The 12,048-nt window shown below is 43.3% G+C and carries 8 protein-coding genes; 5 read left to right on the top strand and 3 right to left on the bottom strand.

Going from position 1 to position 12,048, the window contains the following annotated elements; all coding sequences use genetic code 11:
* Positions 1-360: 360 nt before the first annotated feature.
* Both R7041_RS10035 and vmeF read left to right on the top strand, forming a co-directional pair.
* On the top strand, positions 361-1,455 hold the full coding sequence (locus R7041_RS10035; protein ID WP_005378593.1) for an efflux RND transporter periplasmic adaptor subunit: 1,095 nt from the start codon (positions 361-363) through the stop codon (positions 1,453-1,455).
* On the top strand, positions 1,455-4,568 hold the full coding sequence (gene vmeF / locus R7041_RS10040; protein WP_206949131.1) for a multidrug efflux RND transporter permease subunit VmeF: 3,114 nt from the start codon (positions 1,455-1,457) through the stop codon (positions 4,566-4,568). The genes R7041_RS10035 and vmeF overlap by 1 nt, the downstream gene beginning before the upstream one ends.
* A gap of 80 nt (positions 4,569-4,648) precedes the next feature.
* On the opposite strand, the gene R7041_RS10045 is transcribed toward vmeF, so the two are convergent.
* Positions 4,649-5,224, bottom strand: coding sequence for a porin family protein (locus tag R7041_RS10045; protein ID WP_054575194.1), 576 nt, complete (start codon positions 5,222-5,224; stop codon positions 4,649-4,651).
* A gap of 214 nt (positions 5,225-5,438) precedes the next feature.
* Between R7041_RS10045 and R7041_RS10050 the strand changes: the two genes are divergently transcribed.
* Positions 5,439-5,756, top strand: a complete 318-nt coding sequence (locus R7041_RS10050; RefSeq protein WP_005378586.1) for a DUF1244 domain-containing protein — start codon at positions 5,439-5,441, stop codon at positions 5,754-5,756.
* Between the two features lie 62 nt (positions 5,757-5,818).
* Here the strand turns inward: R7041_RS10050 and R7041_RS10055 are convergent, their stop codons facing one another.
* Positions 5,819-6,913: a PLP-dependent cysteine synthase family protein gene (locus R7041_RS10055; RefSeq protein WP_054575193.1), complete on the bottom strand. Its 1,095-nt coding sequence runs from the start codon at positions 6,911-6,913 to the stop codon at positions 5,819-5,821.
* Between the two features lie 140 nt (positions 6,914-7,053).
* Between R7041_RS10055 and R7041_RS10060 the strand changes: the two genes are divergently transcribed.
* Both R7041_RS10060 and R7041_RS10065 read left to right on the top strand, forming a co-directional pair.
* Entirely contained in the window at positions 7,054-7,518 is a 465-nt protein-coding gene (locus R7041_RS10060) for an Lrp/AsnC family transcriptional regulator (protein ID WP_025998626.1), read from the top strand.
* A gap of 456 nt (positions 7,519-7,974) precedes the next feature.
* Positions 7,975-11,016 (top strand): cadherin repeat domain-containing protein, encoded by a 3,042-nt coding sequence (locus tag R7041_RS10065; protein WP_206949130.1) that lies wholly within the window; start codon positions 7,975-7,977, stop codon positions 11,014-11,016.
* 68 nt (positions 11,017-11,084) lie between these two features.
* Here R7041_RS10065 and tesB read toward each other — a convergent pair whose 3' ends face one another.
* Positions 11,085-11,945, bottom strand: a complete 861-nt coding sequence (gene tesB / locus R7041_RS10070; protein WP_005378575.1) for an acyl-CoA thioesterase II — start codon at positions 11,943-11,945, stop codon at positions 11,085-11,087.
* Positions 11,946-12,048: the final 103 nt, after the last annotated feature.

Genomic DNA, 12,048 nt, shown 5'->3' on the forward strand with positions numbered 1-12,048 from the left:
GGGACGGATTCGAACCATCGAAGGCAGTGCCGGCAGATTTACAGTCTGCTCCCTTTGGCCACTCGGGAACCCCTCCAGAGGATTTTTATACTTAGTAAGATGTTTTCCCAACTCATCTCCCAAGTGCGGAGCGAATCATAGCAAACTCGCTCAGGCTGTAAAGCGTTTTTCTTACGTTTTTACGTTGAATGCTGTCTTTTTGGGCAAAGATGGTAGAAAGTCAGCGTTTTGTTTGTCCTTTGAACAGAAGAGAGGCGCGCTTTTTACTTGAATTTACACTACTTGACGTTAAACACCGTATCTACTGATAAACTGTAAGCAGTTTAATGACATAAGTTTATTCGTTTAGAAGTCAATATCATGAGCATGAAAGCCACGTTATCGTTATCTGTTTTAACGCTTTCTATATTACTGAGTTCTCCATCGGTTTGCGCTGCGATGCGAGGAGGCTCAGCGGTTACTGTTGTGACTGAACAAGTAGAAACGCATGAGATCAATCAATCCTTAACTCTTATCGGCAAATTAAAGGCAGCGGAGTCTGTGGTTGTCGCATCGGAAGTCGCTGGCAAAGTGAATCAAATCGCTGTTAAAGCGAATCAAAATGTCCAGCAAGACCAGCTATTAATTAAGTTAGATGACGATAAGGCTCAAGCCGCTTTGATTGAGGCAAAGGCGTATCTAAAAGATGAACAGCGTAAGTTAAAAGAGTTCCAACGTTTGGTTAAGCGGAATGCGATTACTCAAACTGAAATCGATGCACAAAAAGCCAGTGTTGAAATAGCACAAGCGAGGCTTGATGCTGCTCAAGCCAATTTAGCTGACCTCCATATTACTGCCCCATTTTCTGGCACTGTTGGTTTTATCGATTTTAGCCGCGGCAAAATGGTCAGTGCGGGTACTGAACTTTTGACGTTGGATGATCTTTCCGTCATGGAACTGGATTTACAAGTACCGGAGCGCTATTTATCGATGCTTTCTATTGGTATGGAAGTCATCGCTAAAACCAGTGCATGGGGTAGCCAGACCTTTACTGGTCAAGTCACAGGTATTGATACGCGGATCAGTGCCGAAACACTGAATCTTCGCGTGCGTATTGAGTTTGATAACCCAGAAAATCAATTGAAGCCGGGCATGTTGATGAACGCTTCACTAGCATTTCCTGCTATTAAGGCGCCAATCATTCCTGTTCAAGCACTTGAATACTCCGGAACTAAACGTTTTGTATATGTAATTGATGAAAATAACAAAGCTACTCGTCAAGAAGTGTCGCTAGGTGCTCGTGTTGGCAACGAGGTGGTGATCGAATCTGGTGTTGAGATTGGTGACAAGATTGTGGTTCAAGGCATTGTTAACATGCGTGATGGTGTCGAAGTGAAAGAAATTGTCGCGCCACTAAAAGCGAACACCACGGATGTGACACGCAATGACAGTGAATCGGATGAGGAAGAAAACTAATGTTACTGTCCGACGTTTCAGTTAAACGCCCTGTCGCGGCGTTGGTTCTGAGCATGCTGTTGTGTGTGTTTGGCTTTGTGTCATTCACCAAATTAGCCGTTCGTGAAATGCCTGATATAGAAAGCCCAGTCGTTTCTATCAGTACGCGTTATGAGGGTGCATCGGCGACTATTATTGAAAGCCAAATTACCTCCGTTTTGGAAGACCAGCTTTCTGGGATCAGTGGAGTTGATGAAATTAGCTCCACTACTCGTAACAGCATGTCGCGTATCACGATCACGTTTGAGTTAGGTTACGATCTCAACACAGGTGTGAGCGACGTGCGTGATGCAGTGGCTCGTGCTCAGCGCTCGCTACCTGATGAAGCGGATGACCCTATTGTTTATAAGAACAATGGCTCGGGAGAGGCGTCGCTCTACATCAATCTCAGTTCTGCAGAGATGGACCGTACTCAATTAACCGATTATGCCGAACGTGTATTGATGGACCGCTTTAGCCTGATCTCTGGGGTTAGCTCCATTGATCTCTCCGGTGGTTTGTACAAGGTCATGTACGTGAAGCTTAAGCCAGAACTAATGGCTGGACGTTCAGTTACAGCTTCGGACATTACATCAGCTTTGCGAAGTGAGAACCTAGAAAGCCCAGGTGGTGAAGTTCGCAACGACTCAACAGTAATGTCCGTGCGTACGGCTCGTACTTATAACACGCCTGAAGATTTTCAATATCTTGTCATTAAACGCGCAAGCGACAATACACCTATCTATTTAAAAGATGTAGCAGATGTCTTCATTGGTGCAGAAAACGAAAATTCAACCTTCAAAAGTGATGGTGTAGTAAACATCAGTCTTGGTGTGGTATCGCAGTCAGACGCAAACCCGTTAGAGGTTGCTAAGCTGGTTCGTTCTGAAGTCGATAACATCCAGAAGTTCTTACCAGAAGGTACACGCCTTGCGATAGATTACGACGCGACAGTATTTATCGAGCGTTCAATCGAAGAGGTGTACAGCACGCTATTTATCACGGGCGGCTTGGTGATTTTGGTGTTGTACATTTTCATCGGCCAAGCTCGTGCAACCTTAATTCCTGCGGTTACGGTTCCTGTTTCTCTGATTTCTTCGTTCATTGCCGCGTACTACTTTGGGTTTTCTATCAACTTGATCACCTTGATGGCGTTGATATTATCGATTGGTTTGGTGGTGGATGACGCAATTGTGGTTGTAGAGAATATCTTCCACCATATTGAACGCGGTGAATCGCCATTACTCGCCGCATATAAAGGCACAAGAGAGGTTGGTTTTGCTGTTATAGCAACAACATTAGTGCTGGTGATGGTGTTCTTACCGATCTCCTTTATGGATGGCATGGTAGGTTTACTATTTACAGAGTTTTCTGTATTGCTGGCTATGTCGGTCATATTCTCCTCTTTGATTGCCCTGACGCTGACTCCTGTATTAGGTAGTCAGATTTTGAAAGCGAATGTAAAACCAAATCGATTCAATGAAGCGGTTGATCGCTTGTTTAGCAAGCTTGAGAGTGGTTATCGCGCATTATTGAAAGGCGCATTGAAAGTACGTTGGGCTGCTCCGCTGGTGATTCTAGCTTGTTTGGGCGGTAGCTATTTCTTGATGAATCAGGTACCGGCCCAGCTGACCCCACAAGAAGATCGCGGTGTGATATTCGCGTTTGTGCGCGGTGCAGATGCTACGTCATACAATCGTATGTCAGCCAATATGGATATTGTCGAAGACCGATTGATGCCATTACTAGGGCAAGGTTATCTGAAGTCATTCAGCATCCAAACGCCAGCGTTTGGTGGCCAGGCAGGAGACCAGACAGGCTTTGTGATCATGATTCTAGAAGATTGGAACGAACGTGATATCACGGCTCAGCAAGCCCTTAACAAAGTACGGAAAGAATTGGCAGGTATCCCAGATGTTCGAGTGTTCCCATTTATGCCAGGTTTCCAAGGTGGTTCGAGTGAGCCAGTTCAGTTCGTATTAGGCGGCTCTGATTACGATGAGCTCGTTGTTTGGGCTGAAATGCTAAAGAACAAAGCAGAAGAATCACCAATGATGGAAGGAGCAGAGATAGATTACTCGGAAAAAACGCCTGAGTTATTGGTTACAGTTGACCGACAGCGTGCCGCAGAGCTAGGAGTCAGTGTTAAAGACATTTCTGACACCCTAGAAATCATGCTCGGTGGTAAAAGCGAAACGACTTATATTGAGCGTGGCGAAGAGTACGATGTGTATCTTCGCGGTGATGAAAATAGCTTTAATAATGCTGCAGATTTAAGTCAGATTTATCTGCGCACGAATAGCGGTCAGTTAGTGACGTTAGATGCGGTCACAAAAATTGAAGAAGTGGCGGCCTCTATTCGTCTTTCTCACTACAACAAACAGAAGTCCATCACTATTACTGCCAACCTGTCGGAAGGTTATACATTAGGAGATGCGCTGAATTACCTAGACCAGGAAGCCATCGACAACTTACCGGGTGACATTTCGGTGAGTTATTCGGGGGAGTCGAAAGACTTTAAAGAGAACCAAGCGAGTGTTGCTGTTGTGTTTGCATTGGCACTGCTAGTGGCGTATCTCGTGTTGGCGGCTCAGTTTGAAAGCTTCGTAAACCCGTTAGTGGTCATGTTTACGGTGCCGATGGGTGTATTTGGTGGCTTTCTTGGTTTGGTTATTATGGGCCAAGGTATGAACATTTATAGTCAGATCGGCATGATCATGTTGATTGGTATGGTGACGAAAAACGGTATTTTGATCGTAGAATTTGCCAATCAGCTACGTGATCGTGGCGTTGAGTTTGAAAAAGCGATCATTGATGCAGCTGCGCGACGTCTACGTCCAATCTTGATGACTGCGTTTACCACACTTGCTGGCGCAATTCCGTTGATAGTATCGACAGGGGCGGGTTATGAGAGCCGTATTGCCGTGGGTACGGTAATCTTTTTCGGGATGGGGTTTGCGACATTGGTGACCTTGTTTGTTATCCCGGCAATGTACCGATTGATTTCGGCGAAAACACAAGCACCAGGTCATGTAGAAGCAGAGTTAAACAAAGCAATTAGCCATGATACGAAGGGCCGTATAGCGCACCCTTAAATCAAACGTTAAAACATAAAAGCCGAGGTAATAACCTCGGCTTCTCTTTATCGGTTTAAAGTTAGCTCGGAAGCGTTCGATTAGAAGCGTTTCCCTAGGCTGATTTGTACACCTTCGTAGCCGTCGTAAAAATCTTCAAAACCCATATCCGCGACATTATAAATGTACTCTGCGCGTAACCAGATATCTGTACTCATATCCCAATGGACACCAGCACCGATGTTGAATAGTGCGCCTGAGTCATCTGTGACTTTTTGTTCGTTTGGTACGTACATTTCGGCTTGAGTGCCAAGCGCTGTTACGCGACCGAATAGTGATAGTGGCGTATCGCCTAAGTCATCACTCGTTACAACAGCTGACATACCTGCTTGGTAATAGTGAAGATCTAAGTCAGTTTTTAGAGCATCGTTCTTAAGTTCATTTTGTGAATAGCGCAGAACCCCTTCAAACGCGAGGTATTGGTTTACATGGTAACCCCACCCAACTGTGATATGTGGTGTTGACCACTCATTGTCTCTATCCGAGCCGAAATACGGTGTATCAAAACCAACGTTACCAGTACCCAGATAAAAATAAGATTGATGAGCTTGTTCTTGAGCGGCTAAAGTTGGCACGCTAATGGTCAAGGCAGACAATAATAGAATGGCGTTTTTCATAACTAGACGATAACCTTGGTAAAAGACCGTTGTAATGATTTGTTTAAATGTTAATTTAATCAATAGGATGGATGGTAATTATCATATCAGCTTTTATCAAAGGTAGTGATTTTAGAATGGGAATTGTTGCGCTAAAGCATACTTCTTACTCATGACTACCGACTAACTAGATATGGTGACGAAAGCTAGTTAAATAAGAGAGAAGGAAAGGAAAGTGGCTGAATTCAAATACAAAAACTTGACTCAAGAAGAACAAGATAAGTTAGACGCGGCGACATTTCGCCGTTTATTGGCGCATTTAGATGCCAACAAAGACGTACAAAACATCGACCTGATGATCCTTGCGGGCTTCTGTCGCAACTGCTTTAGCAAATGGTATAAATCTGAGGCTGAAAATCTCGGTTTGGATTTAGATATTGATGACGCTCGCGAACGTGTTTACGGCATGACTTACGATGAATGGAAACAAAATCATCAACCAGCGGCAACGCCAGAACAATTGGCTGCGTTTGAAGCGCGCCAGAAAAAGTAAAACCCAGCGATAAAAACAGCCCGCATGAAGTTGGGCTGTTTTTTTAAAGTCCAGTTTGCACGTTAAGCGTTAGTTGAGCCGCAACAAGCTGACTCAACGCAACCTTTTGCTTGAATGACTTCGAGTTGAGCTAAGTAAGGTTGAATATCGCCGATGTTCTCTTTTACCCATGTTAAGTCATAATACGTATCTAGGTAACGCTCTCCAGAATCACATAGAAGCGTCACGATAGAACCCTTCTCACCGCGTTGTTTCATCTCACAAGCCAATTGCAGCACACCGTAAAGATTGGTGCCTGTTGATGCGCCGACTTTACGTCCAATCAGCTGAGATACCCAATGGGCGGTTGCCACACTGGCTGCGTCTGGAATTTTGCGCATTTCATCAATGACACCAGCAATAAAGCTTGGTTCGACACGTGGTCGCCCGATACCTTCAATTTTGCTGCCAGTATCGCCTTTCAATGAGTGATTTCCTGACTGGAAAGCGTCGTAAAACACTGAGTTTTCAGGGTCTACCACGCAAAGCTTAGTGTCGTATTTTTGGTAACGAATAAAACGGCCAATGGTTGCTGATGTGCCGCCTGTTCCAGGACTCATCACTACCCAGCTAGGAATCGGGTGATCCTCTAACTCCATTTGGCTAAAGATAGAGTTCGCGATGTTGTTGTTACCGCGCCAGTCAGTCGCACGTTCAGCATAAGTAAACTGGTCCATGTAGTGACCATTTAGCTCTTGAGCCAAGCGTCGAGACTCGTCATAAATCTGATCTGAGCGCTCTACAAGATGCGCTTTACCACCGTAAAACTCAATTTGTTCAATCTTTTTACGTGCGGTGGTTTTCGGCATAACAGCAATGAACGGTAAGCCAAGTAAACGCGCAAAATACGCTTCCGAAACGGCAGTGCTGCCTGAGGACGCCTCGATTACAGTGGTTTCAGGACCAATCCATCCATTACAAATAGCATAAAGAAACAATGAGCGCGCCAATCGATGCTTAAGAGAGCCTGTAGGGTGCGTACTCTCATCTTTTAGATAGATATCGATACCATCAAGAGAAGGTAGTTCGAGTTTAAATAAGTGAGTATCAGCAGAACGTTGGAAGTCTGCTTCAATTTTACGCACTGCATTGTTGATCCAATTGTGGTCAGTACACATGGCGTCTCTCCTTGGGAAATCGATAGATAAGTATTAGATAGGGATAATTTATCTATAATTTCCGAGAAAAACTTTGCTATTGTTACTCTTAATAAAGATACCTGTAGAAAAATTTTCTACATTTTGTGGGTTTTATAGAAATGAGCTTAGATCGAATAGATAAGCAGCTGCTTGCTTTACTACAAACCGACAGCACCTTGTCATTAAATGACGTGGCTGAGCGAGTCAATCTTACTACAACACCATGCTGGAAGCGCTTGAAAAGGTTGGAAGAAGAGGGCTACATCGAAAAACGCGTGGCGTTGTTAAGTGCAGAAAAGCTCGAGCTATCTTTCATTGCATTTGTTCAGTTAAAAACGATTGATCATTCCGAAGGTTGGTATCACCATTTTGTTACAACTGTGAGTGACTTTCCTGAGGTAATGGAGTTTTATCGTATGGCTGGCGAGTATGACTACATGATGAAAGTACTAGTCAAAGATATGAAGTGTTTTGACGAATTCTATAAGCGGTTAGTTAATAGTGTAAAAGGGCTATCTAATGTGACTTCAACATTTGCTATGGAGTCCATTAAATACACAACAGAGTTACCAATCCTAAAATAACTCGCCCTATAAGAATTCTATCTAATGTTAATTCTACCTTTTAGTATTTTAAATGTTAAAAGGTAGTTTGATTATGCTTTTAAAACTATTTCCTACCAGATTTTTACAAATATAAACGATATTTATTCTCTCTTCTATTTTTCATTAACCATTTGTTTTTACAGTCCATTAATCCTGTACATCATAATGAAAGAAAAAATAACGCAATTTTTTCTCTTTCTTTTTCATGTTTTATTTTATTGAATATTAATTTTTACTAAATTAATGGAAGAGTTTGATTTAAACGTTTGCTTTTTGTGTTTTCATGTAATTTGGTCGCTATTTTTGAGTATTTGTTTTTAGGATGAATACAGTAGCAATTACTTAAGTAATAAAGTACTCAAAAATGGGGATAGTGATTAATAAAACATCGTATTATTATCGCCCCATCTTGTATGTAACAAAGTATTACTAAAAATGAACAGAAATTACTATTTGCTTTTTCTCGCAGCTTTACTTGCTGGCTGTGGCGGTGGGGGAGACTCTAAGCCGAACAATACGAAGACACCAACTACGATAACAAAGCAGAACCGTCCGCAATTAAAAGTGGAAGACACGGTATTGAAGTTTGAAGGAGTGGGAACGGTTACTGAAGCAAAACTGAGCAATGTACATGGGTCGGTATCTTACCAAGTCATTGATTCTAATCCGCCAAATGTCGTGAAAATTAATGACTCAGGATTACTACAAATTCTGCGCCCAGGAACGGCGACTATTCTTGCTACAGATAGTAGCTCTGCTTATGAATCTTCTGAAGCAAGATTTTCTGTCACTGTAGAGCGAGGCATCAATACTGAACTTTCAGTGAGTGATCTGAATTTCAATGCGATTGAGTCAGAAGGAAAAGCGTTGATCGTCCGTGGCCAAAAAGGCGAACTGAGTTATGAGGTAGAAAGTGGTCATAACTTGATTCGTGTTGATGAGAACGGTTCGGTATATTCATTAGGTTCAGTTGGTCAGGCATCGGTGCTGATTACTGATTCAGGTAACGACTTTTACTTGCCGAAACAAGTTCGCGCTACGGTTAAACTGCATGCAGTAGCTCCGGGGCAATTACAGTTCGCTTTGCTTGAAGACGAGTATCGAGAAGGGTTGACGTTAGAACCAGTGCGTTTAGATAAAGCTCAAACGCAACGTATTTCTTACAAAATCATAAATAGCGTACCAGACAGCAAGGTGGCCGAGTTGCTAGACCCTGAAACGGGTTTGCTTCTTGTTCATAATGTTGGGCGATTAACGGTTGAAGCGACTGCAACTTACAGCGACGCGTTTCTAGATAAACAGCAAACAGCGCAATTTTTTGTGGATATAAAACAAGGCAAGCGTCAAGAAATCAGCGCAGCGGATATTGTCACAACTTATGAGGAAGGTGGACGAATTTTCCCTAAGGTGACGAACGCCTACGGTGACTATGAGCTGAGAATCATTCGTGGTGAAGACGTTGTCGCTAAAACTGAAAATGGTGAAGCATTACTGATCAAAGGTGTTGGTGCTGCTGAAGTGGAAATTTACGAGCATGACATGCGTAATTATCCTGCAAGCAAAACTCGTTTTGATCTTGAAGTTAATCGCGCGCCTCATCCCGTTATAAAAGACATTGAAATGCCGCTTACCTATCAACCAAATCTTTCAATCCCTCTGGCGTTTAAAGGGCAAAAAGGTAACGTAAATCTAGTTAGCAGCTTACCTAATGGCTTACGAATGACTGACGGCAAGTTGGAGGTAGTGACTGCGGGTGAGTACGACCTTAAGTTTGAAGACGATGGTGGGGAGTTCTACCAACCTATTCAATTTAATGTCGTCATTAAAGTTGCAAAGGCTGAAGGCCAACCCATGGCAACGCACGATTATGACGTTGTATACAGCAACAAATACAGTTTTGATCTTCATCGTGATTTTGGTTTGAGTGCTGACGAGCAAATTGAGATTGTAGATAACACCGCACCAGATGTTGTCGGTGGTTTTAGTGAAGGACGTCTCCATGTGTATAAAGCGGGTAAAGCGACGCTAACTGTGCGCAGAAAAGAGAGCGCGAATTATACCGTTGGTCCTGATCAAAAAGTCTACGTGACAATTTTGAGTGCGCCGAGCCGAATTGAAGTTCAATCCGATGTGGAAGAGATTTGGAAGGTTGGCCAAACATTTGTTGCGCCGAAAATCTCTGGTACGGTTGGAGAAGTTACGTACCGATTTGCAGACAACGCTGCAACAGATGTGGTTTCCTTAAACAGCCAAACGGGTGCCATGCAAATTCTTAACGCGGGTAGCACAAAAATTATTGTTTCGGATGCGGGGGACGACAAAGTGGATCCGGGTGAAAGTAGTTTCTCGGTCACGATTAAACAAGGCACAAACCCTGTATCGGTTACTTACCCAACGGTAGAATTCTCCGCTGGTAGTGTTATCTCACCAGTGATGAGTGGTGGGACTGCGAAGGCAAGTTACCGTCTTATTAACCAAAAAGATCCTGTGGTCGAGCTAGTTTCCCCTGATACGGGGCGTTTGAAGATTTTGCACGCAGGCGAGTACCAAGTAGAGGTTACTCTTACTGGACGCAACTACAAAGCTAAAACAATCGTCGTAAATGGCACTATTAACAAAGCGAATCACCCTGGTTTAAGTGCTTCTACAATGAAGGTGGAATTTGAACCATTTAAAAAGGTTAAGCTAGACTTTGGTACACCAATAGGAAACCGCAGCTATCAAATATCCAGCTCAACAATTAAAGGAGTCGCTTCATTAGATGTTGATAAGGAAGAGCTGACGTTACTTGACCTCCCGCCAGTAAAAAGACGTTGGATTTCTCTCGACGTTTCGGAAGGAGAATCTCGAGATTACAAAGCGTTGGAAAGTAAGAAAGTCCAGCTGTATCTAAGCTTTGCAGATGAAGGTGTTGCGGATCAATATACATTGCTTGAAACTGAACAAACAGTATTGTTTAGCACGCTAAATGCACGTGAGTTTTCTAACTTAGAAGAAAGTGAGTTTGGTTTGATGAACGTTCGTTCAGTGCGTGAGCCAACGGACGAAGAATTGAAATTATACGGCAAAGGTAAGATTGCACTACTTGCATTCAAGCCGGTGGGTAACGATGACCAAACTCTAATAAAAGGAGCGTGGGTACACTTAGCTCGATTTGATGGATGTACATCAGAGCTGTTCGAAGATGATCTCAAGCCTTTTGAAGCAATTGACTATGATGACTCAGGGTACTGCACCAACGGCAGCACGATTCGTATGACTCGGTTCTTAATAATTGATGACTCGAAGATGGAAAAGGTAGAGTATGAGTTAGTAGCACCTGTGATTACTTATCGTCGTGGGGTTCGTGAATTTTTAGCAACGAATAAAGGTGGATTCTATGCCGACCCAAATGTCATTTACGGGAAAGGCGAATATGGTTACCCGAAATCACTTTACGAATGGTCGGTTGTTAACATGAAGTATCAACCAAATTAATCATCGTTTGATACCCATTAAAAAAGGAGTGCGGAACAGCACTCCTTTTTTCGTGTAACGAACACGAGCTATTTCGTGTAGCGCATCACCCCTTCTTGCACGGCGGTCGCCACTAAGTGACCTTGCTGGTTGTATATTTCGCCTCGGACCAACCCACGAGTATTGCTCGCCGTTGGGCTCTCTATCGCATATAGAAGCCATTCATCCATCTTAAACGGACGATGGAACCAGATAGAGTGGTCAATGGTGGCCACTTGAAAGTTAGGCGTCATTAATGAGACTTCATGTGGATGCATTGCTGTCACAAGGAATCCCCAATCGGATGCGTAGGCCAGAAGGTACTGGTGAATTAGCTGATTCTCTGGCATTTCACCATTAGCACGAATCCAAAGGTACTGTTTGGGTTCTGCTTTTTTGGGCTTCAAAGGGTTGATAACCGTAACGGGGCGAGTTTCGATTGGCTTTTCCCCGCAAAATGTTTTGCGTAAGCGTTTGGGTAGAAATTCTGCAATATGGCTAGCGAGCTCACTCTCTGAGGCAAAGTTTTCTGGACCAGGGATATCTGGCATTTCTTTTTGATGATCAAACCCAGGTTGATCGCCATGGTAGGATGCGGTTAGGTAAAAAATAGGGCGTCCATTTTGAATTGCTTTTACGCGTCTAGTGCTAAAGCTACGGCCATCTCTCAGATTTTCTACATCATAAATAATAGGTTTTTCTGGATCGCCAGGGTACAAAAAATAGCTATGGAAGGAGTGTACCGTGCGTGTTTCTTCAACGGTGTAGCGCGCAGCAGAAAGCGCTTGCCCAATTACTTGACCGCCATAAACTTGAGGCAAACCTAGGTTTTCACTTTGGCCACGAAACAAGCCTTCTTCTAATTTTTCGAGTTGTAGTAGGCTGAGCAATTCTCGTAGTGGTTTACTCATTGTGTCTCCTCACCGTTGTCTTTCATTCCAAGTTACCTCAACAGCCTCACTCTTGTGAAGTGGCACAGTTAAGAACTATTGAGTAACTTAGAAATAGTATTGT

The sequence above is a fragment of the Vibrio sp. 1751 genome, from assembly GCF_033339895.1.
Lineage (GTDB): Bacteria > Pseudomonadota > Gammaproteobacteria > Enterobacterales > Vibrionaceae > Vibrio > Vibrio alginolyticus.